The organism is Pseudoalteromonas sp. XMcav1-K (assembly GCF_044005875.1).
Classification (GTDB): domain Bacteria; phylum Pseudomonadota; class Gammaproteobacteria; order Enterobacterales; family Alteromonadaceae; genus Pseudoalteromonas; species Pseudoalteromonas spongiae.
In genome coordinates this window covers 42,774-64,974 of the sequence record NZ_JBIPJE010000039.1, presented here as the reverse complement: position 1 = coordinate 64,974, position 22,201 = coordinate 42,774, and the positions used below count along the sequence as shown (strand labels likewise).

Here is a 22,201-nt window from a genome sequence, read left to right as displayed (position 1 = left end):
GCTTTTTTCTAAAATTTTGATTTACCTAACTATAAGTACCGTTAGTTAAAGGTAATAGACCAACTGTTTAGCGTGCCCGTATCTTTACGATAGTTGTCTTCTACCCGTAGCTGCCACTCGCCGTTTGCAACCGATGAGGTTGTTACTGCGTACTGCGCTTTTACGTCATTAGCAGAGTCTGAACCATTTTTACTTTTAAGCGTAAACTCGCTGCCGTCGGGAGCGATTAACACCAAACTAATATCACCACGATAGGTATGCGTTATATCTACATCAACCGTAATAGTGTTGGCACTGCCAAAACGCGTTATCGCTAAGTTTGATGTTACTGACGCGTTATCTGGAATTGCCGTTGCTGTCGTATTGGTAAATACTGACTGCGCAGGCTCAGTTGGTGTTGTGCTACCACCTTCAAATGTTTGACCTGAATTTACTTGATTTGATGTAGCCGATGCCAAGTGCCAACTAAAGTCACTATACACTTTGCCTGTACCTTTAAGTTGTAATGATGTTCCAACAAGAGTACTTGTGCTTTGTGCAATGCCAATGTCGGTTGATGTTAACCCTTTTGCAGGGCCATCAGTTGCAGTTAGCTTGCCTTCATAACTTAAAAATTGCACCACTTCGTTTTTCGAATTTATCAATGCTATGCCATCAGCCGCGCCATTTTGCAAACCTGCAATCGCAAAAAATTGCGTCCCGAAACCACCCTGCTGATCTGCAAGTACGCCCGATAAACTTACGGTTTTATATGCGCTGCCACCATTACCATTGTATGCCACTAGCGACCAACCGCTGAGATCAATGCCCGCGGCACCTGCAATTTCAACACCTTCGTTTATGTCGGTGCCGTCATTGTCATAGTGAAGCTCGTTAATCCAAGGCGTGCTGTCACTTGGTGTGGTCGGTGTGCCAGTATCAGGGCCTTCACCTGAACAGCTGCTTTCAAATACACATGCAACAAATTCTGGGTGGTCAATAAATGGATTACGATTACCTTGATGTTCAAAGATTGCGTCGTTTCGGCGCGTTTCAAAACTGTCTACGGGATCGGCTTTATGCCATGCTAGCAAGGTTGATTTTAATCCCATGTAAGCAATCGCTTCATTGCCACCTGTTTTTGAGCCCTCAATTAACATGCGGTCATCGGTCAGAATAAGGTCAGGTTCTAACACCCCTGTGACTGAGTGACTACCACCTTCATAACGCACTGCTAAGTACATAAGTGCACGCGCTACATCACCACGGCGTGCAGGCCACGTTTGCCATGCTCCCGTCGCACCCGAACCAAGCGTTAAGTTAATATCATCTGAGCCACCGCCGCGATTATTGTTAAGCTCCGTTGCTTTTACAATGCAGGCTGCATCGCTGCACGTTGCATACGGTTTATTACTGCGGCTTGAGTTATAACTGCTATCAGCAATAAACAAATGGTGCAAATCTGTGTAAGGGTAATTATTGCTGCCGTCACTTGGAAAGCCGTACGATTTTGGCCAACTGTGCTCGCGATTATACTGAGTGTTGCCGCCGCCAACTTTTGCATAGCTCGCGTTTTTATACACATCAATCACGTTATTACTATTTGCCGGATCTTGATCCGCAATTTCCAGTACATCCCAAGTGTCGGTGCTTGATGAAGTATACGGAATTTTAGTATGCCCTTTAATGATGTTATGTAGGCTTTGTTTTAGGTTAGTTGGCGAAGATTGATCAGCCGATTGATAGTAATTTTCAGGTGCTGCTGCCAGCGATTTTGTTGCACAACTTGCAACAATAATTGATGTTACGATTTTTAAGCGTGAGAGATTCATGGTTATCCATTTGTTTTTATTAAAAATTCAAATCAACACCATCCTTTGCATACTACTTCCTGTGCAACTTTTTGAAATTATTGCCGCGCTACTTTAAAGCATTATTTTTACAATTTCCTTACATTTAGAGTCAAAACTCTATTTAAATCTTGATTGAGCCTGCTGTAGGCCATACAGAGCAAGGGGTTTGCAGTTTCGATAACAAATGTAAACAGAAGGTAAAAATAGTTGTTTGAAATTTCTTCAAACTGTGTCATTAATTTGTAATCAAAAACGGGTAAACCAAAAGATGAGCATATAAATCATCGGTGGCAATATGATGACAACTAAACGATACCTAATTGAATTTGCAATCAGTGAAGATGACAGCGTGTCACGTTATGTGGCAGGACCTAATCTATCACTTGACGGCGTAACCGCGTGGGCAGAAAAACTAGAGCAAGAAGAGGAGATTTTTGAATCGTTTACGATTAAAGATGTATCTGACTAGCAAAGAAAACAGCCCTAGCGCGCATTGAAAGCATTCTGAATTTGGCTAAACTTAAAATATGCCAATATCACGTCGTTATTTTATCAAATCGTCGAGCGCGCTTGTTGCAAGCTCGCTTTTTCAGGTTGGCTATTTAAACGCAGCAACAACCCTACCAAATGCCGATGATTTGGAACAAGACGACGCAATTAAACAGCGTAGTGAACATAGCTTAGTATTCGCATCGCCCTATCACACCTCAGATGCCTCATTCGTTCCACATTTACATATCGAGTTTAAACGCAATATTCAATCCCTGTCACAAGGCAAGATATATGTTGATATTCAAGGACAAGGCGCAATGGGCATTGGTACCGACCTTATGGCTGCGGTATCGCGGGGACGCGTTGATGCAGCACTTATTTCGGTTGCTAATTTATCGCGTGCGTTACCACTTCTAGATATCTTAAACATTCCGTTTTGGGCAGGTGACGATCAAGCCTTGCTAAACCTCATCAGCTCGCCCTACTGGCAACAAAACGTAATTGAAAAAATAGCAAAGCAAGGCAAGTTGGCTATTTTATATCACTACATTACGGGCTCGCGTACACTCAGTACTACAAAACGCTCAAACACAGTTATTAAGGTCCCTACCGATCTCAAAAATAAAGTGCTACGCATACCTGCAAGTAAAGTGCTTAAACACTTTTATAGCATGACAGATGCGCATGTTGTTGAAGTAAAATGGGCAAACGTTGCAGCAATGGCACGCGTCGGCAAGTTTCACGTGCTCGATCCCGGTATAGTAGGCCTGTATGCAGGTCCAAATAATTTACGTGACGAAATCGCCACCATTACGCAGCTTAATTCTGTGCCTGATACCTGGGTCAACGTAGTCAGTCAAAAATGGCTTAACACCTTACCGCGAACGCTGCGTTTAGCTGTGAACGATGCCGCTGAAAAAACCTTTTTATCTCAACTAAGTAATGTCAGTCATATCGAATCAAACTGTGAACAGGAGTTTATAAAGCGCGGCTGCACTGTGTTTAAACCAGATCAACCAACGATTGCCTTATGGCAAGACCAATTTGGTCATCATCGCCACGAATGGCGCGATATTAAAAAATCACTGCTCGGCTCGAGTAATGAGTTTTCTAGATTATTAGACGCAACTAAAACCCCGAGTAAACACTCGCTAACTTAAATTATGTCTTGTTATCAACTTGAATCAAGGTCCCGCAATTACAATCTAGTTAAACCGTACTAAAACAAGTAATACACTGCTTCTCTGGGTGAGTCATTCAGTAAAACTGTAACTAGCTCTTTGATACATATCATTAAAATAGTAAATAAATAAAACTCAACAGACCTCTTATTTATTGCAATTAATAATCAATATCATTAACATCCGCACTAATTTTTTACTCAAGTATCGGATCAACCATGTTAAAAACCTCCCTCAGCCTAACCGCACTCTTTGTTTCTAGTGCCGTATTTGCCGACGCACCCATCGCCGAACAGCAAGCCAAAGATATGGAACGCATTATCGTAACGGGCAGCCGTGTTGAAGAGCGTTTAGATGAAGTAACAGCATCGGTAGTGATCGTTGATCAGCAAGCACTACTAAGAAATATGGAAGTAACTAATGAATTGCAAAGCATTTTAGCCATTCAGGTACCAGGTATGGGGCCAAACACGGGCACTAACAGTAGTTCAGGTCAAAACTTACGTGGCCGTAGTGCGCTTGTATTAATTGATGGTTTACCGCAATCTACTCCCCTTAGAAATGGTCGTTTAGCAATTCGCTCTCTTGATCCTAGTGTTATTGAACGCGTTGAAGTGATTAAAGGTGCTACCTCAATTTATGGTAACGGTGCTGCGGGCGGTATCATCAACTACATTACTAAAAATGCCGACAGCAAAGACGGCTTTAACGGTAAACTTAATCTTGCGACTAATTTTTCAGTAACCGATTTCGACGACAGCTTAGGCAAACGTGCCGATGTAACACTGGATGGTCGTAACGATAAGTTAAGTTTTGTTGCCAATGTCGCTTATGAAGATAACGGCATTATTAAAGATGCCGACGGCGACCCGCTTGGTTTGCTTTATGGTATGTCTGGCTTTGAATCAAAAAATGCATTTACTAAAATCGGCTACGACCTAACCGACCAAAGTGCACTGTCGCTTACTTACAACTATTTTGAAGGTCAGCAAGAAACCGACTATATCAGCATCAACAAAACCGTTAACGACGGCGAAAAAAGCTACGCTGAGAAAAACACCAGCGGGATTAAAGCGCCGGGCGATCCGCAAGGGCCGCGTGGTAACCACAACTTAAAGTTACAATACGAGCACGCTGAAATCTTTACCGATACCTTGTTTACCGGTGATGTTTACTGGCAGAAACTTGAAAATGTGTTTTTCTACAGCACTAAATTCCGTGATCCTGAGCTAGGTTTAGCGGGCGGCCAGTCTATGATTGAGTCTGAAAAAACCGGTATTCGTGCAAACTTTAATACTACAGTTGATTTTGATAACACTGCGGCAAGCTTCACTTACGGTATCGATTTACTCAACGACGTGACAGCACAAACCATGGTAGATGGTCGTGATTGGACGCCTGAAATGGACATGGATAACGCCGCGCTTTATTTTCAATCAAAGTTCGTAATTAATGATGATTGGGTAGTAAAAGCGGGTCTTCGCCATGAAGAAATTGATGTATCGGTGAATGATTTTCAAACTCTTATGGTGTGTCGCAAAACTTGTAGCGACGTAGTCAATGTCGCTGGCGGCGATATTGAATACAGCGCAACAACCTACAACCTTGGTTTACGTTACAACGCGTTTGACACCTTTATGCCATTTGTAAGTTATTCTGAAGGCTTTGATGTGACAGATTTAGGACGTACCTTACGCACCGCATCTGCGCCAAGCATCAACAAAATTGATACAGATGCGTCAATCATTAAAAACTATGAAATTGGTTTTGACGGCTACTACGGTATTTTCAACTATCAGTTTGCCACTTTCATCAGTAAATCAAATATTGGTACCAGCCTTGTAGAAGATGCAGCAACAGGTAAGTACGAAAGCGTGCGCTCGCCGCAAGAAATCTACGGTTTTGAAGCCGCACTTGAAGCAAAACCAAGCGATACCCTTACACTAGGTGTTAACTACAGCTGGCTAGAAGGTAAAAACACCGATACCGATGAATACCTTAACGGCAGTACAATTAACCCACCTAAGTTTGCAGCTTATGCCGATGTCACCATCACAAATGACTGGCACGCATCACTTACCATGATGCATGTTGGCAGCCGTGACCGTTTTGAAAAAGTAGGAAACGTATACACAGGCACCAATGGTCCGGTAAGTAGCTACAATGTTGTTAACTTAAGTACTTCATACCAAATCAGCCAAGGTCTCAAAGTATATGGCGGTGTAGAAAACTTACTTAATAACGATTATTATCCTGCTCGTTCTCAGTCTTACACAGGCAGTGGCTACAATGTGAAAGGCAAAGGCGCTACGGTTAATTTAGGTATTAACTACCTGTTTTAATCATTAATTACATTAAAAAAGGCGCCAATAAGCGCCTTTTTTATGTACTTAAAATACCATTATTGTGAATGTGCTAAACGTTTTGTAAAAACCCGATTTAGCCAAAGTGCCAAGAGCATAATTGCCCCGCCAAGCGATAAACGAAGTAAATCTGCATCGCGATTCCAAATCACTAAATTTACAACAATGCCCGCCGGAATAAGCACATTATTCATTACCGCAAGTGTGCCTACATCAACCGCTACTGCGCCTTTGTTCCATGCAAAGTAACCAAAACCCGAGGCGATTAATCCTAAGTAAGTTAAAACACCCCATTGCGTAACAGTTGTTGGTAATTTATTGATATTGCCAAATAAGGCAAAGCACGTTGCCGCAACAATTAAAGCACCCACAAAAAACCAGGCAAATGCAGTTTTATGATCAAGCGATTGTTCGCTCATTACACGCTTATAAAATACTTGTCCGCTGGCAAAGCACATATTGGCGCCCTGTACTAAGCATAAGCCAAACACAAAATCGCCATCAATGCCCTGATAGCGAATTGCCACCGCGCCAATAATGGCAATAATGGCTACCAGTAGAAACTGGGCGTTAAAGCGCCTTTCTAAAACATCGTTTAATAACGTGATATAAAGCGGTGTCATTACAGTAAACAACAGTACTTCAGGCACACTTAAATACAAAAAACTGTGGTAGTAAAAGCCATACATAGCGCCTAATTGAATCGCCCCGATAGCAATTAATTTAAGCGCAAGCGGTTTGGCAATACGGGTAATGTTTAAAAACGGTAAAAACACTACTGCGGCAAGCGCTACACGCATTAGCACACTAAACCAAGCGTCGACTTGTCCTGCCAAGTACACACCAATTAAGCTAAATGAAAATGCCCATAAAATAGTGACTGAGATTAAGTAATTCATGAATAAATATGGATGGTTAATAAAGCTATGTTATTCCAAAGAGTGTAACCAATTCCCCATCACAATGGTATTAAAGACGCGTTTTCGGGCTGGTATTAAACTGATTAATTAAAACGGTGCTTGAAATTAAAACGGTGTCAGAAACTAAAAATGATATGGCAGTGCCATATCACTTTTAAACGTATTGCGTGCTAAATAAGTATTTACACCCTACTAGCCTATTAATCTTTTTCAAGCACAATACGATAACGCGCTTTGCCCGACTTTAAATGCGCCAACGCATTGTTCACATCACTCATTTTAAAGGTTTCAATGTGTGGTTTAATATTATGCTGTACAGCAAATTCCAGCATTTGGGCTATTGTAGCCGGACTGCCCACAGGTGAACCTGATACTTGTTTTTGCCCGCCAATTAAACCAAACGCACCTAAATCAAGTGGCTCTAGCGTAGCTCCCACAAAGTGTAAGCGCCCTTTTGGTTTTAATGTTGAAAGGTATAAATTCCAATCCAGCTTTACATTAACCGTTGAAATGATGAAGTCGAATTGATTTGCCGCAGCCTCAATTTCACTGCTATCTCGCGAGTTCAGCGTATGGTGTGCTCCAAGGCTTTTTGCTTCGTCTGATTTTGCCTCAGATGATGTAAATGCGGTCACTTCACACCCCCATGCATTTAAAAATTGCAGCGCTAAATGCCCAAGGCCGCCAATGCCAATTACCGCAACTTTATCGGTTGGTTTTACATCAAATTGCACCAGTGGGTTAAATACGGTAATACCGCCACAAAATAACGGCCCCGCAGATTGCGCATCCATGCCATCCGGTAACGCAACAACAGCCTTTTCATTAGCTCGCACTTTATTTGCAAACCCGCCATGGCTTATTATTGTAGGCGTTGCCGCTGCGCATAAGTTTTCATCACCGGTATTGCACGAATAACAGGTTTGGCAATAGTCTGAATGCCAGCCTAAACCAACTAACTGTCCTTGTTGTAAACTATTTACGTGACTGCCAGTTTCTACAATACGACCAACAACTTCATGACCCGCCACAAGCGGGTATTGTGAAAACCCCCATTCGTTATCGATCATTGAAATATCAGAGTGACAAATGCCACAATATTCAACTTCAATTTCTACCTCGTGATCGCCTAATTCACCTACTTCAATCGTATGTTTTTCTAGCATGCCACCGGGCACTTTTGCTGCGTAAGCTGTAATCATGATTGGTTTCCCTTAGTTTTTACATTTGCTTAAGTGAGTACTGAACAACACAGTGTGGCGATCACTTAAAAGTCGCAATCTAATAATTTCATTGGCTTATCTGCCGCCATCACACATCCTCTTGCCTCATCGCTCGATGCTTTACACTGTTTCAACATTTGTGAACTACTCGGCGCTTTATCACCTAAAACACGCTTTGCATGGCTTACCACAGCTTTACATTCAGTTACGGGAACGGGGTCGGCTTTTGAACAGCCAGTTAACAATACAATGGCAAAACTGCAACTTAGCGCAAGGGTAACGCTAGACGCGTCGAATTTAAGATGGTTCATAACAAGTCCTGAGAAAATAATCGTTCACTCAGTATAGTCATAAATTGGGGTGGTCAATTCGCTGTTAACGAATATAAGCCCACTTTGCGTTCGCTATTGAGTGGGCTTAGTTACAGGTTAAAAGTTACAGGTTAAAAGTTACAGGTTAAAAGTTACAGGTTAAAAGTTACAGGTTAAAAGTTACAGGTTAAAATTTTGCAAGAAAGGTTTGATAAGCAACTTGCACATTTTTACTTTTGAACATTTCGCCGTGACCGGCATTTTCTGCAATTACCAGCTGCTTTTCAGTACTTGTACTTGCGCTAAATAGTTTCTCTGACAAAATTGCAGGCGTTTGTTTATCATCAGCGCCACCTATCACAAGCAGTGGCCCTACATAGTTTTCACTAAGTACTTGTTTATTATCAACCGAGTAAAACGCATCATCAATTTGCACATCAACAAATACTTTAGAATACCAAGGCATCGCTTCATCTACCCAATCATCTACGTTAGTCGCCGAGCCTTGCATTACTAGCCCATCGACCGCTTTATTTTTGGCAAGTTGCGCAGCAATAAAGCTGCCAAGTGAATAACCATGCACAATCACTTTGTCGGCTTTAAGGGATTGCTTGGTATAGTCGAAGGTAACATTAGCATCGCTGATTAAATTAGCGATTGTGGCAGTGCCTTCGCTCGCACCTAAGCCGCGACGGTCAAATATCACGATGTCGTAATCGTATTCGGCAAGCTCAAGCAAGGCGTTGGTGGCCGCTTTTTCAACGCTCATGCCATTGCCGGGAATATACAAAACTGTGTTTTGTGTTTTCTCATTATCTAAGAAAATGCCGTACAAGGTAGTGGTTTTATCTTCTGACGGGATTGAGATCACGTTGACATTATGGCGCGGTGTTTGTGCATTCAAGGTGTTGATAAAGGTATCGCTATAAAGCGTTTTTTCATCATCTTGTGCAATAAAGCGTGACTCTTTAATAGTCGCAGTACAGCCGGTAAGCGCTAATGCAGATGCGAAAAAGACCAGGCGTTTCATATTTATATCCTTATTATTATTTTAATATAAGAGCATCACCAATATGAAAAGTTCAACATCTTCATGTGTTTAGTTAGTAGCTTAGTGGCTGTTAAACTCTACTGTTGTAAACCCACTAGGCACAACTAATCATTCCTTGTCGCAACGCGAATGCCATTTTTATAAAAATAGCGTTTATCTTCTGCATCGTATTTTTCGTAATTGCGATGGCTTCGCATAAAGGTGTTCACATCTGCACCTTCAACTCGTGACCCATGCCAATAAACATGATTCGCGTCGCGAATTGCCATATCACGATTAATCACAACCACAGTATTTAAATCAACGCCTTCAATTTTTTTATCTTGAAAATAAACCGCATTACCATCACTTGCGTAACTTGCAAAGCGTTCCAACAAAGTGAAATAGTCAGCATTGGCACCGTCTATTACTTTACCTTGGAAAAATACCTTGCCACCACTTACTAAATAATCATCATTACTGAGCACTTTTAACGGTGTTTGTTTTTCACCAAGTAATTGGTTTTTGTAATAAATGCGCGAATTATCGCGGCCATAGCTGCCATGCTCTAGCAATAAAGCATAACTGTGCGCATCGGCATTCGATAAGCGGTGTTGTTGATAAAACACCTGACTTGCATCTTTGGCAAAGCCGGCATTATTAATAATCTGAAAGGTTTTTGCATCAGCGTGTTCAACACGATTTTTGCCAAAATAGACGCTATCATCGAGGGTAAAATAGTCATCATTAAAGCGCTTAAAAGAATCGATATTTTGATAAGCAACCGACTCCAACCAGACACTAGATTGCGAATCGCCATTATCGTTTTGCTGATAACTTGCTTCAAACCAATACAGCATATGCTCGTCATAAATAAACTGTTCATTTAGCGCGTTAACATGTAGGCCCGCAACTTGGGTTTTAATAAAACGATCTTCGTGTTTAATAAATACCGAATGCGCATCTTTAACTATGTATTCATTTAAAAGCGCTAAAGATGCAACATCAACCGCTTGCGGTACAAAATAATAATAAGCCTGCTTATCATCTCTCGTCCAAGCCTCATTTATTATTTCAAAACTAGCTGGATTTGCATCACTAATGATATGCAACGGGGAGTCTGATTGTTCAGCTAAGGCACTTTCAGCAACAAATCGCGATGGCACATAAACGTGATCTTTATCGCGCGCAATTAGCTCATTAACAAGTGAAAAAGTCATGTAATCAACTGAACGGGTGATCACATCTGATTGGTAATAAATATTGTTTTTGTCTTTAGCGAAATCGCGCGCGAGTACTTCAAATGTCTCAACATCGGCCCCTTCAATTAGGGTGTTGCCAAGTTCAAACCAATTCCCCATGGGCGAATAACGAATTTGCTGTTTATCGTATGAATAATAATAAGAATCAGATTTGTCTTCGTCGACTGCACCAGAGAACCAAAACGATGGATTAATAAGGTAACTTAACCAAGGTCGGTCATCGGCGCGTAATTGTGATGCAAAACCCAAAAGTACCGCAATAAACACGGCACTTAGCCAGAATTTGCCATTAAACAAGAAATCCATTGCTTGATTAGCCTTTATTTTTTATTTTTTATTTTTATCCTAATCTAAAACGTAATTTATGTCAGTGTTTATTATGACTAATTTGCATATTTAATGCGCAACCTAGTCGCTTGTTACTGATACTGAAATACGCTTTCTAAAGGCAAATTAAACACAGCAGCAATTTTAAACGCGACCTCAAGCGAGGGGGAATACTTGGCAGCTTCAATTGCCATAATGGTTTGGCGCGTAACGCCTACGCGTTCGGCTAATTCTTTTTGCGTCATTTCACCATTCATAAAACGCAGCATTTTAATTTGATTAGTAATTTGAAGATCAGCCATATACTGCACTCATTCGGCCTTTAACAAGCTGCATTATATAGTTAACCGCCTCCGACACAATAAACGACACAACCATAATATGCAGCGCTAAAAATGGCAGTTGTTCCCCTTTAGCTGGCAGCCAATTTTGCGCCTCAGCAGTGTACTGAAAAATAGCAATGCATACACCGGCTTGCAGCACCCACAAGGCATGTTTATTACCAAATAAATCAATTAATTTTTCTCGTTCATCAAGGGGTTGCTCTAACTCTCCGTCGCTAACCACTTGCAGTAATATTCTGCTCGCAATAGCAACCACAATCGAAAATACAATTGCCTTAAGCAATAAGCTAGAAACAAAACTAGCATCAGCTTGCATTTCAGACGTCGCAGCAATCAAACGCGTTAAATAGAAATATAAAATGCCAAGTGTTGCCACTAAATCTACCGTCAGCGTCAACTCACGAAAGCTAATCGAATTAAGAAAATCCCGTAACTCATTTTTAGTCATGTTTGTTATTCCTTACATGAAGTTAAAAATATTTGACATGAACAAATATAAACCAGCACCTTAACATGTCAAATATTTTTTACTTTGAGTTAACCAAAACTAACATCATAAGACCTGAAGTTTTATACTCAACATTAACGTATTCAATAAACTTCAAACCAAACACCACACACAACAACAAATAATTACACTCTTATCGCATCAAACACCTCCCCCATATTTATAATAAAAACAATAACTGTTATCATTTGCTGTCTTTGATTTTATTTCTCGTTTATTTATGGAACATGTTTCGTCAAAAAGCAGTTTTAAAAAGGAAATCTGCTACCGTATTTTAATTTCCGCATTTTTAGGCTATGCACTAACTATCTCGGTCAGTGTATTAATTTCTTTTCTATTGCCTCTCTCACAAAAAGACGCTGTTGCTGCGAGCTCAATGTTGAGTTTTGCCCTTTATACGGGTTACATCATGTACGTATTTTCAGCCAAAAGTTATCGCAGTGTGTTCATTTATAGCTTGTTGGTGCTTACTATTAGCGCGCTGGTAAATGCGCTTATGTTTTGGCTGAGAGGTTAATATGAAAAGTGGATTTCGCCAGTCTATGGCGTGGCTTCATACCTGGACAGGCATTTTAGTTAGCTGGCTACTCTATTTTATTTTTGTAACCGGTACCGTAGGTTATTTCGACAGTGAAATTGATGCGTGGATGGCACCTGAATTACCAAAGAACACCGCCAATATTGAAACGTCGTTAACAACCGCGCAAACCCATTTGCAGCGATACGGGCAAGATGCCAAAGAGTGGCGTATTTATTTACCCCTCACTCGTAGCGAACCGCATTTATGGTTAAACTATCAACAAAAAAATGACGAGGATAAACTAACACGCGTTAGTAAAACTCTAAATGGCGAAACAGGCGAAGTACTTGAGCACCGTAAATCGGGTGGCGGGCAAGCCTTATATCGCATGCATTATCGATTGCATTATTTGCCTACCCGCTTCGCTTATTATTTAGTGGGTATTTTCACCATGTTTATGTTGCTTGGCTTAGTTACTGGCATTGTGGTACATAAAAAAATCTTTAAAGAGTTTTTTACGTTTCGCTCAAACAAGGGTGCTACATCTTGGTTAGACGGGCATAACTTAATGAGTGTTCTAAGCTTGCCATTTCATTTAATGATTACTTACTCTGGCTTAATCATGTTTATGTTCACCTACGTGCCGTTTGTTATGAACGCCAGTTATGGCTTTGAAGAAGAAAGTAAAAAACGTTTTTTTGATGAGTATTATCAACGCGGTGCACCAAATGATGCAGCTGGAATACCTGCCGCCCAATTACCACTGCCTGTGCTTTATCAAAAAGCGCAAGACGTATTAACGCAGCATAATGATACACGCCAAAGTTACGCGATGCGCATATATCACCCTAACGATCTCAACAGCTTAGCGGTGTTTTCACTTGAGCAAGCCTCACCAAGTGATGACGGTGCAAAACTTATTTTGCACGCCACTAACGGCGCACCGTACGCATATACACCGCAATTTGAAGGCACGCGTCATGTGCAATCTATCTTTTTAGAGTTGCATGAAGGGGTTTTCGCGAGTTTACCCGTACGTTGGTTGTACTTTTTAACGGGGTTAACAGGCTGCGCCATGATTGCCTCGGGCATGATACTGTGGACGACAAAACGCCGCCAAAAGGCGCTCTCAAACCCTGCTGGTTTGCCATTTAGTTTTAAATTAACCGAAGGGTTAAATATAGGTACAGTGGTTGGGTTACCCGCTGCCATTGCCGTTTATTTTATTGCTAACCGTTTGTTGCCTGTAGAAATGGCAGCGCGTGCAAACTGGGAAATGCACTGTTTGTTTATAACGTGGTTAGTGTTTTTGCTGCATGCGTGCAAACATTCTTGGCAAAACCGCGGCTCAGTTGCCTGGTACCAGCAATGGCTTATGGCTGCCGTTTTATTTGCGCTGGTACCAATCACCAACGGCCTAACCACCGAGCGTGGTTTAATTATTAGTATCAAGCAAAATGATTGGGTATTTGCTGGTTTTGATTTAGTTAATCTTGCCGCTTCTGTGCTTTGTATCTGTATTGCAATGCTTGTGAAAAAACACCGTTTAGTAAAAGCTGAAACAGCACCAAAAGAAAAGCAACGCCGCGAGGTAGCAGCATGATTTTATTAGTTTCAAGCCTATTAATTTATCAAGCGCTTTGCTTATTTATGTTGGCGATGCCCAAATACACCAAAGCGCTCGGCCGTGAGTTCAAACCATCGTCTCAACAAAGCACCTGGTTCCGCCTCGGCGCGTGGCTTTTAATCGCTTTAAGTGTCATTGCGTTAACACTAGAAAATGGTTTTTCAAACGCGCTTGTACTGCTTTGCGGGTTAGTTACTGTGCTTGCGTGTTTATTGAGTGTGCTGTTTGAAAGAAAGCCTTTTTACGCGTTAGTGCCGGTTATTCCAAACAAGCAACCATTAAGCGCAGTGTTTGCATTAATACTTGGGCTAGAACTAACCGGGTGGTATTTTATATAACTCGCACTAATGTTATCGAGTCGCCTAGGCGTGCCTTTCTATGCACTTAACACTGTATAACAAAGGCACCTTCAAGCCAATTAAGGACTGGTTAACGTATTACTTGCAACTAAACTTGCGCCACGATTCTTTCTGATATGCGCTAATAATCGCTGCTGATTATTTGGAAACTCATCGGTAAAAGTGCGCGCGTGGCGGCATCCGTTAAATTGCCAAAATTGGCTGTTGTCACCAGCTACTTGAAAGAGCGCCTTGCCACGAGTAATGGGGATCAATCTATCATCATTACAATGGGCAATAATGGTGTCAATATTCACAATTTGCTTGATGTTACTGGCAGGTGAGCGTTCATCACTCACAAGCGCAGGAATACGGCTACTAAACCACTTTGCAATTGGTACATTTGCTACGACATCTCGCGCAAGGTTTTGATAACTTTCAAAGCTTGAATCTATTACTAACAGGTCGAAATAACGCTCAAGTTTGCTTTTAGCCAAACCATCAAGGGCAATTGCGCCGCCCATAGACGTGGCGACAATCACTTTATGCTGATGGGCTAGTCCGTGACTGATTTCAAATACAGTCTGTGCGTCTAATGCTAGGTTTTCACGGGTCGCTTTGCCGCTTGATAAGCCGTAACCGGAATAATCAACCAGCATCACATCGTAACCTTCATCAACCAGCCATACTACTTTCTCAACGGTTTGCGACAAATTACCACGATTACCATGGAAGTGGATAACGAGCCCTTGAGGGTTATCGCTTAAATGGTGTTGTAAATGTAAAGTGTTGCCAGAGCGAGAACGAATAAAACTGTCTTTCACTGGGTGTGAAAAATCGTCTTTTGAAAAGACAATTTTGTCATTAGGGCTATATAAAAAATAGTTACTGCTGCATCCTTGCAAGAAAAGTAGTGCGCCAAGTATTAACCACTTCATACACACCTCTTAAACTGTGTTGATGTAGTTAGTTTTACGTGCAGCTAAGTCTGTTAGTTCACTTTTAGCGTTATTTATCCACTTTAATGCTGCGCGGTGCGCCAAGTAAAATGCCTAAATGGCACACACACACCGAGAAAAATGCGCTTAAACCAAGGGCACCGCCATAATCTTTAATAAACGGCACCAAGTTTTCAAACAATACTGAAAACAGTACCGCCGCAATCACCTGAGTATAAATCCCAAAGCGTTTAGGAGCGCTCATGCCAACAAAGGTGCTGCCAAAAAACACTAAACTATAAAGCGCAACATCCCATTGCAAGGTGTAAAAAAACAAATAAGCAATAATCGAAAGCGAAGTGGATGCTCTTATGCCATCAAACCGATTGCGCTTGGCAAGTAAATAGGTAGCAAGTGCGCCAAACAGTGAAATAAGCATTAAATCTAGGCTCATAACACACCTTTAATCAATACAAACAAAGCGCTACAGGTAAACGCGATTCCACCTAATCTGCCGCCAAACCCTTCAAATAAACTAATGCTTTTTATATACAGAAATGTGCCAATCAAGGCGACAAATATTAGTTCCCACAATGAAGTAATGGCTGCAGTAGAGCACATTCCGGCAAAGCAGCCTGAATAAATTGCTGCATAAGGGTGATGTTTAAACTCAGTTTTAAACGGGATAAAGCTGCCAATAAGTGCAGGAAACGTCGCCGCTAACACAATTGGTACCGCAAAAGAGGAATGCAGCACGTAACAGCTAACACTGCCGAGCAAAAATAAACTATAGATAAGGGGAGTAAATAAGGTCATCAAGACTATTTTAATCAAAACGCCTGTAGATAAATAGTCATACTTTTAGCCATACACAATAAACGTAAATACTTTCACGTAATTGTTACTAAATTTGTTTTTCACTAGTAATAAAGCCACTGGCTGATATTCTGGATTTTGGGGCAAATTACAAGGAATTCCATGCTAACCTTTACTCAAAAAATCACCATTGCATGTTCAGCAATGCTGGCATTTGTGTCATTTAACAGTACTTCAGCTGAGCGCGAACTGCGTTCACCTCCACGCAAATTAACCACACAACAAGCCAAAGTCGCTGCAGCTAATTATCAAAAATACTGTGCTCTTTGCCACGGTGAAAACCGCGAAGGTCATAAAAACGATCACGCACCGTCACTTCGCAGTAAAAGCTTAATGGAATCAGGTATTGCCCATCAAATTTTACGACCAATGCAGTACGGACGTGTAGGTACAGCAATGGGCGGTTATTTAGATGAAGTTGGCGGCCCAATGACACTGGATGAAACCTGGGATCTCACCTATTGGCTATTTGAACAGGCGGGTTACGATCGCTTAAAGTTTACCACTAACCCTGTTCACGGTGATATTACGCGAGGTGAGCAAGTCTACCAAAAAGAATGCGCTAGCTGTCATGGCGATAAAGGCCAAGGGATCACCGGCCCTGCCATTATGAACCAATCAGCGCTGGCTCATAATACCGATGAGTTTATTCGCTATGCCATTGAAAATGGAAGGCAAGATACGCCGATGCAAGCGTTTAAAGACAAACTTTCAAGTACTGATATTGACAATATTACCGCGTTTTTGCGCAGTAAGTCGCTCGGTTGGAAAGATGAAACGCCAGTACTCAAAGCACTGCCTACACCAGAAAATTACATCGTAAACAAAAACGGCGACGATCCAAATTTTGATTTAAAAGATGGTATGTATGTGCTGTCGAAAGACTTAAACAAAGCGCTTCAAGCCAAAAAACGCATGGTACTGCTCGATACGCGAGTTACATCGGTTTGGCAAACCGCACACATTGAAGGGGCGATTCCTTTCCCCTACTACGCAGATTTAGATGAAACTGTGGCTGGCATTCCAAAAGACGTGCAAATTGTTGCCTATTGTTCATGTCCGCGTGCGGCCGCCGATCACACGATTAATCGTCTAAGGCAACGTGGTTACACCCGCACAGCTGTCTTGTGGGAAGGTATTTTTGGGTGGATGAATCAAGGCTATCCGGTAAGGCGTGGCGATATTGACGGCGTTAACGATTAACGCACTTAAAATTAAAAGTCGGCGTAAACTACGCCGACTTATTAAAGCAATTCACTTAGCCTGTGAATGCTGCTTTAAAATGGCTATAAAGTTATGATTTAACTGGTTGAATGCTGGCAAGCGCTTGGCTAAAGTCAGTCACTTCAAGCTCAACAATATCGCCTTCTTCAGCCCAGTTTACACCCACAACAATGTCATCATCTTTTAAATCTTCTAGCCAATAATCTAACCAGTCGTTAATTGAAATTTCGCTTGGCGTAAATGCTTGCCATTCCTGTACACAGTGTGTTTCGGCCAGCGACTTGCTTGACCAAACCGGCATCACTTCTGCATTTTCAAAATTAGGAGAATCTAATACAACCCAATCTTCACTTTCTTTATCTTGCAGTGCCCACACTGATTGGCTTGTTTTACTTTGCGCTAAAAATTCCGCTAAGATTTCGCGTTGGTTGGTATCACTCATAGCATCTCCTACTGTCTGTGTTATGTGTGTGAGATTATACCTTTTATGTGACAAATTTATCGCATAGAAATGTAACTCACACATTTTAATTGCCGATTATCACAAAATGTTTGAATCACTTTGTAACAGTTCTGCAGTTCCTTTATTGCATCATTTTTTTTACTCTAATGAAAGTTATCAATTTAGGAGAAAGCAATGAAAGATCTACAAAAATTAGTTGGCAGCCTAAATAAATCAGGTGCACTAAGTGGCTTTTTAGGTGGTGTAGCAGGTGGCGGCTTAACCAGCTTGCTATCAGGTAAGAAGTCAAAAAAAGTGGGTAAGAAAGCGGTAAAGTATGGCGCACTGGCAGCCGTTGGCGGACTCGCTTGGAAAGCGTATCAACAATACAGCGAAAAAAGTAGCCAAACTCAGCAAGCCGCTGATAGACAAGCGTTTGATAACGCAATGCAAAATCGTAGTAGCCAATACCGCGTTGAACCGACGCATATGCAAGAACAAAGCTTTGATGCCGTTGTTGAAGACGAAACGGGTAACGGCCAGTTAATTTTAATGCGCGCCATGATCGCCGCCGCGTATGCCGATGGCCATATTGATGAAAATGAGCGCCAAACTATTTTCGCTCAAGTAGAGCAAATGGCACTAACAACACAAGAAAAAGCCATGTTGTTTGATGAATTACGCGCGCCAATGAGCTTAAGTGAGCTAGTTGCAACCGTGCCTAACGCACAAACGGGCATTGAAGTGTATGCAGCAAGCGCCAGCGCAATTGATTTAAACCAGAGTGCATCACAGCAATATTTACAAACATTAGCTAATCAACTGTGTTTACCTCGCGACTTAGTTAACAGTATTCATCATCAACTAAGCCAAGCTGATTAGCTAGAGCATCAACTAAAAAACCAGAGTCGCCTCTGGTTTTTTTGAGTGTTATTGCTTATACGGCGTGTAATTATATTTTTGCCCAGCAAGTGCGGCTTCGTACATAAAGCCGCCTTTTGCCAACGTCATCACCGCCATGCCTTTACGGTATTTTGCTTTATTTTGCTTAGTGGAATTTGCATCGGTGCCGACACTTGAACTTACGCCCGTAGAGCCTGCCTGCGCTTGTACCGCGGCGGTAATAGCAACCGCTGACGCCCCTGCACCAAATTCAAAATTACCCGAAGTAAATTCATCAAACGCGCGTTTGTCTTTTAAGAAAATGATTTGGCTGTAGGCTTGCCCGCCTGCTTGAAAGCCAACCGATAATTGACTAACACTTGTTTTACCCACCGCTTTGCCTTGCTTGTAAACCTGACCTTTACCAAAGGCCGCGCCTAACCCTAAGCCACCTTTACCAATGGTTGGAAATACCACATAGCCATAGGCACTATTAAAAAAGCGCTTGGTTTCGTGAGATTGTTTAAAATTTTGTAACGTAGTTTGATATTCATCGGCACTGGCAAACGCACTGATGCTAACAAGTAGTAGTGACAGTATTGGTGTAAGAAACTTTCCCATATTCTCTCTCCTTTTACATGTTTAATTATCTTTGTAACTGAGCGCGTATATAACTGTGCTGCACAAATGGCATGTTACGCAAAAAAGCAGCACGTTAAATCAATACAAACATCGCCCTTTTTAGCAGGCGATTAAGGTTTATGTGGATTCGGGTTAACTAAACAATTAAAACTAGTTAATCACTTTTTCGATTTTGCCTTTATAAAATGCGTATTTTGGCTTTTTAAAGCCTTTCCCCGTTAGCGTACCGCCACGTAATTTTGCAATTAACACGTTAAGGCCAATAAACATCATCATGGTTAGCCATAAAAATAACACTACAGGCAATAAAAATACGCCAAGCCCAATAGCGGCTAACAGTGTTAATGTAAAAGATAGCTTATTTTGAAAAATTAAATTGCTCATAACTTTTTCCTTCTGTGGAGTGTGTATTGTTCAATTATTTCCCTTAATCCAAGCTTAATATTCAGCCGCTGTTTTATTTTTGTGCTATTTGAGTAAAATTTAACTATGGCGCCTAATTAATTTCCTATTGTGTTGCCCCACATTGATGTAGGAAAGTGACTTTGCTGGGCCCAAAGACGTTATCGGAAAAATCACATAAAGTAGCGTTTCCACCTAGCCTTTCCTTGTATAAAACCAAATCAAATTACTGCAAAAACGAACTTCAACCGTCAACGGGCGCTAACTTACGACTTGTTTCATAATTGAACGCAGCCAAATGTGCTTTTCATTGGCCCGTGAACGTTTTAACCACAACATAGAGATATCAAAATCAGGTACCTTAATAGGCGGCGAGACGCTTTGTAGCGCATCGTTAGGTAATGAGATTTCGGCCATTCGCTTTGGCACAATCGCGATAAGCTCTCGCTCCAACAGCAAACGTTGTACGGTTAAAAAGTTACGACTAGCCACAGTCACCCTGCGTGTTAAACCATCTTCACTCAGCAAATTATCTACTTGAGTGGTTAAACTACCGTCAGGGCTAACAATCGCATGTTCAATATTAGCAAGAGTATGCTTTGTGATTGGCATAATGCGTTTGGCAAACTCTTTATTTAGCAAACACATGTGTTGCTCGCAATACAGTAACTCGCTTTCAAACGCATTATGTAAGTTAGGAATGCTGCCAACCACCAAATCAAGTGATTCTTGCTCACTAAGCTCACGGTAATTCACCCTATTTACGTTAACGAAACTAATTTGCGCATTAGGCGCTTGCGTTCTAATTAAATCGAAAATAGCCGGCGCAAAAATATACTCTGCGTAATCGGTTAAGCCGATTCGACAAACCCCTTGATAGGTGTTGGCATTGAAAGTGTCACGCTTTAATACCTGCTGTTGCACTAATTGCAGCATCGACTCAATACTCGGATAAACCGCATGAGCAAAGTCTGTTGCCACCATCTTATGGCCCTCTCGCACAAACAGTTCGTCATCAAGTAATATCCGTAAGCGCGATAAACTGTGACTCATTGCCGATTGACTAACAAAGTTCTTTTCTGCCGCTAAGCTAACGCTTTCAAAGCGATACAAATACGAAAAAGCCACCAGCAGGTTTAAATCGACATTGCGCCATTTCGTTTCTTCAATCGAAACCATTAACCAATCCTATTTAATTCATATTTATTACAAATAATATTAATTGGATTAATTGTATCGCTTTTTTTAAGCTTTGCGCAGGTTTGATAACACAGATATTTATGCGCGTATGTTCAGTATTTTTAAAACGTTCTTTTTACTCGGCTGGGTCAGTTTTGGTGGGCCTGCGGCCCATATTGGCTACTTTCGCCAAACCTTCGTCACTAAATATAAGTGGTTAAGTGATGAAGAGTACGGTCAACTGATTGCGCTTAGTCAGTTTTTACCCGGCCCTGGTTCGAGCCAAGTAGGATTTGCACTAGGGTACAAACGTGCCGGTTTACAAGGTGCGATCGCGGCATTTGTTGGCTTTACTCTGCCATCAGTGATTATTATGCTGGCGCTTGCTATCACCTCAAGTGCACTGGTTAATAACAGTATTTTTGAAAGCATTGTTCACGGGTTAAAGCTACTCGCCGTTTTAGTAGTGGCCGACGCCACATGGGGTATGTTTAAAAACTTCTGTAAAGACACTAAAACCGTATTTTTGTGTATCGCCACAGCGTGCGTATTGCTTGTAAGCCCTACCCTTAGCGCGCAATTTGCCGTGTTAATTGGCGCGGCACTTATTGGCGCGGTTGCATTAAAAGGTAAAATACCGACGACACATCAGCACACATTTAAACCTAGCCTAATACCATTGCTGTTGTTTATAACCTTGTTGCTTGGGCTGCCTTTAACTGCACCTTTTGCACCTGAAATAAGCCTATTTAATGACTTTTATCAGGCCGGTAGTTTGGTATTTGGCGGTGGTCATGTGGTACTGCCTTTACTGCAAAATATTGTTGGCGATCAATTATCACAAGACGCTTTTATAACAGGCTATGCGGCGGCGCAAGCGGTACCTGGCCCTATGTTTACCTTTGCCACCTATATTGGCTATGAACTATTTGATAATGCGCCAGTTATTGGTGCGCTAATCGCTACTTTAGCGGTATTTTTACCAGGCTTTTTACTGTTATTAACGGTGCTAAAAGACTGGCAAGTACTTGCTAACAAACCAAGCGTAAGTGGTGCGCTTGCAGGCGTTAACGCCGCGGTTGTAGGGTTGCTGATAGCGGCGCTTTATACGCCGATTTTCACAAGTGCGGTAACTGCGCCAAAAGATATTGCTCTTGTATTGATTGGCTTTTTTATTATGAAGCAATTAAAACTACCCATTATCTGGTTAGTTGTTAGCTTTATGCTAGGCGGATTAGCGTTAAGCACTATTTAGCAAAGTAAACGGTGCAAACGCCGCTAATTGAAATTTGCGTTAGTGTAGTATTTTACTTATGCTAACGCTTTTTTGCGCCAAAT

Annotated in this window: 24 protein-coding genes; 9 read left to right on the top strand and 15 right to left on the bottom strand. The window is 41.5% G+C overall.

What is annotated here, in order from left to right; translation table 11 throughout:
- Positions 1-41: 41 nt before the first annotated feature.
- Positions 42-1,811 (bottom strand): endonuclease, encoded by a 1,770-nt coding sequence (locus tag ACHSBP_RS08690; RefSeq protein ID WP_395388588.1) that lies wholly within the window; start codon positions 1,809-1,811, stop codon positions 42-44.
- Between the two features lie 316 nt (positions 1,812-2,127).
- On the opposite strand from ACHSBP_RS08690, the gene ACHSBP_RS08685 reads away from it, so the two are divergent.
- The 3 genes from ACHSBP_RS08685 (at position 2,128) to ACHSBP_RS08675 (ending at position 5,847) form a co-directional block, all read left to right on the top strand.
- Entirely contained in the window at positions 2,128-2,301 is a 174-nt protein-coding gene (locus ACHSBP_RS08685; RefSeq protein WP_158683439.1) for a hypothetical protein, read from the top strand.
- A gap of 58 nt (positions 2,302-2,359) precedes the next feature.
- On the top strand, positions 2,360-3,484 hold the full coding sequence (locus ACHSBP_RS08680; protein ID WP_395388587.1) for a TRAP transporter substrate-binding protein: 1,125 nt from the start codon (positions 2,360-2,362) through the stop codon (positions 3,482-3,484).
- Positions 3,485-3,723: 239 nt separating this feature from the next.
- Positions 3,724-5,847: a TonB-dependent receptor gene (locus ACHSBP_RS08675; RefSeq protein WP_395388585.1), complete on the top strand. Its 2,124-nt coding sequence runs from the start codon at positions 3,724-3,726 to the stop codon at positions 5,845-5,847.
- Positions 5,848-5,906: 59 nt separating this feature from the next.
- Here ACHSBP_RS08675 and ACHSBP_RS08670 read toward each other — a convergent pair whose 3' ends face one another.
- The 7 genes from ACHSBP_RS08670 to ACHSBP_RS08640 all read right to left on the bottom strand — a co-directional run bounded on the left by ACHSBP_RS08670 (position 5,907) and on the right by ACHSBP_RS08640 (position 11,733).
- Entirely contained in the window at positions 5,907-6,767 is an 861-nt protein-coding gene (locus ACHSBP_RS08670; RefSeq protein ID WP_395388584.1) for an EamA family transporter, read from the bottom strand.
- A gap of 221 nt (positions 6,768-6,988) precedes the next feature.
- Positions 6,989-7,990: an NAD(P)-dependent alcohol dehydrogenase gene (locus ACHSBP_RS08665; protein ID WP_395388583.1), complete on the bottom strand. Its 1,002-nt coding sequence runs from the start codon at positions 7,988-7,990 to the stop codon at positions 6,989-6,991.
- Between the two features lie 65 nt (positions 7,991-8,055).
- Positions 8,056-8,322: a hypothetical protein gene (locus tag ACHSBP_RS08660; RefSeq protein ID WP_395388582.1), complete on the bottom strand. Its 267-nt coding sequence runs from the start codon at positions 8,320-8,322 to the stop codon at positions 8,056-8,058.
- Positions 8,323-8,509: 187 nt separating this feature from the next.
- Complete coding sequence (locus ACHSBP_RS08655) at positions 8,510-9,352, bottom strand: alpha/beta hydrolase (RefSeq protein ID WP_395388581.1); 843 nt, start codon at positions 9,350-9,352, stop codon at positions 8,510-8,512.
- Positions 9,353-9,477: 125 nt separating this feature from the next.
- Entirely contained in the window at positions 9,478-10,920 is a 1,443-nt protein-coding gene (locus ACHSBP_RS08650; protein WP_395388580.1) for a DKNYY domain-containing protein, read from the bottom strand.
- Between the two features lie 113 nt (positions 10,921-11,033).
- Positions 11,034-11,243, bottom strand: coding sequence for a helix-turn-helix transcriptional regulator (locus ACHSBP_RS08645; RefSeq protein WP_010559486.1), 210 nt, complete (start codon positions 11,241-11,243; stop codon positions 11,034-11,036).
- The gene (locus tag ACHSBP_RS08640; protein ID WP_395388579.1) at positions 11,236-11,733 is read right to left on the bottom strand and encodes a hypothetical protein; all 498 of its coding nucleotides are present in this window, start codon (positions 11,731-11,733) and stop codon (positions 11,236-11,238) included. Before ACHSBP_RS08640 ends, ACHSBP_RS08645 begins: the two co-directional genes overlap by 8 nt.
- Positions 11,734-12,013: 280 nt before the next feature.
- Between ACHSBP_RS08640 and ACHSBP_RS08635 the strand changes: the two genes are divergently transcribed.
- From ACHSBP_RS08635 to ACHSBP_RS08625, 3 genes are read left to right on the top strand one after another with little or no spacing between them, the layout of a single operon-like run.
- A complete protein-coding gene (locus tag ACHSBP_RS08635; protein ID WP_010559488.1) occupies positions 12,014-12,310 on the top strand; it encodes a hypothetical protein in 297 nt (98 codons plus the stop codon).
- A gap of 1 nt (position 12,311) precedes the next feature.
- Positions 12,312-13,916: a PepSY-associated TM helix domain-containing protein gene (locus ACHSBP_RS08630; protein ID WP_395388578.1), complete on the top strand. Its 1,605-nt coding sequence runs from the start codon at positions 12,312-12,314 to the stop codon at positions 13,914-13,916.
- A complete protein-coding gene (locus ACHSBP_RS08625) occupies positions 13,913-14,278 on the top strand; it encodes a DUF3325 family protein (protein WP_395388577.1) in 366 nt (121 codons plus the stop codon). Before ACHSBP_RS08630 ends, ACHSBP_RS08625 begins: the two co-directional genes overlap by 4 nt.
- A gap of 80 nt (positions 14,279-14,358) precedes the next feature.
- Here ACHSBP_RS08625 and ACHSBP_RS08620 read toward each other — a convergent pair whose 3' ends face one another.
- The 3 genes from ACHSBP_RS08620 to ACHSBP_RS08610 all read right to left on the bottom strand — a co-directional run bounded on the left by ACHSBP_RS08620 (position 14,359) and on the right by ACHSBP_RS08610 (position 15,972).
- Positions 14,359-15,216, bottom strand: coding sequence for an alpha/beta hydrolase (locus tag ACHSBP_RS08620; protein ID WP_395388576.1), 858 nt, complete (start codon positions 15,214-15,216; stop codon positions 14,359-14,361).
- A 70-nt stretch (positions 15,217-15,286) separates the two neighbouring features.
- Complete coding sequence (locus ACHSBP_RS08615) at positions 15,287-15,670, bottom strand: hypothetical protein (protein WP_010559492.1); 384 nt, start codon at positions 15,668-15,670, stop codon at positions 15,287-15,289.
- A complete protein-coding gene (locus ACHSBP_RS08610; protein ID WP_395388574.1) occupies positions 15,667-15,972 on the bottom strand; it encodes a hypothetical protein in 306 nt (101 codons plus the stop codon). Before ACHSBP_RS08610 ends, ACHSBP_RS08615 begins: the two co-directional genes overlap by 4 nt.
- A gap of 222 nt (positions 15,973-16,194) precedes the next feature.
- Here ACHSBP_RS08610 and ACHSBP_RS08605 point away from each other — a divergent pair, with 222 nt between their 5' ends.
- The gene (locus tag ACHSBP_RS08605) at positions 16,195-17,295 is read left to right on the top strand and encodes a c-type cytochrome (protein WP_395388573.1); all 1,101 of its coding nucleotides are present in this window, start codon (positions 16,195-16,197) and stop codon (positions 17,293-17,295) included.
- A gap of 91 nt (positions 17,296-17,386) precedes the next feature.
- Here the strand turns inward: ACHSBP_RS08605 and ACHSBP_RS08600 are convergent, their stop codons facing one another.
- Positions 17,387-17,758, bottom strand: a complete 372-nt coding sequence (locus ACHSBP_RS08600) for a DUF2750 domain-containing protein (RefSeq protein ID WP_010559495.1) — start codon at positions 17,756-17,758, stop codon at positions 17,387-17,389.
- A 195-nt stretch (positions 17,759-17,953) separates the two neighbouring features.
- Here ACHSBP_RS08600 and ACHSBP_RS08595 point away from each other — a divergent pair, with 195 nt between their 5' ends.
- Complete coding sequence (locus ACHSBP_RS08595; protein WP_395388572.1) at positions 17,954-18,640, top strand: tellurite resistance TerB family protein; 687 nt, start codon at positions 17,954-17,956, stop codon at positions 18,638-18,640.
- 48 nt (positions 18,641-18,688) lie between these two features.
- On the opposite strand, the gene ACHSBP_RS08590 is transcribed toward ACHSBP_RS08595, so the two are convergent.
- The 3 genes from ACHSBP_RS08590 to ACHSBP_RS08580 form a co-directional block, all read right to left on the bottom strand.
- The gene (locus ACHSBP_RS08590; protein ID WP_105172008.1) at positions 18,689-19,261 is read right to left on the bottom strand and encodes a YSC84-related protein; all 573 of its coding nucleotides are present in this window, start codon (positions 19,259-19,261) and stop codon (positions 18,689-18,691) included.
- Positions 19,262-19,432: 171 nt separating this feature from the next.
- Positions 19,433-19,666, bottom strand: coding sequence for a hypothetical protein (locus tag ACHSBP_RS08585; protein ID WP_395388570.1), 234 nt, complete (start codon positions 19,664-19,666; stop codon positions 19,433-19,435).
- Between the two features lie 279 nt (positions 19,667-19,945).
- Positions 19,946-20,863: a LysR family transcriptional regulator gene (locus ACHSBP_RS08580; RefSeq protein WP_395388569.1), complete on the bottom strand. Its 918-nt coding sequence runs from the start codon at positions 20,861-20,863 to the stop codon at positions 19,946-19,948.
- 109 nt (positions 20,864-20,972) lie between these two features.
- Here ACHSBP_RS08580 and chrA point away from each other — a divergent pair, with 109 nt between their 5' ends.
- A complete protein-coding gene (gene chrA / locus ACHSBP_RS08575; protein WP_395388568.1) occupies positions 20,973-22,118 on the top strand; it encodes a chromate efflux transporter in 1,146 nt (381 codons plus the stop codon).
- The last annotated feature ends 83 nt before the right edge of the window (positions 22,119-22,201 follow it).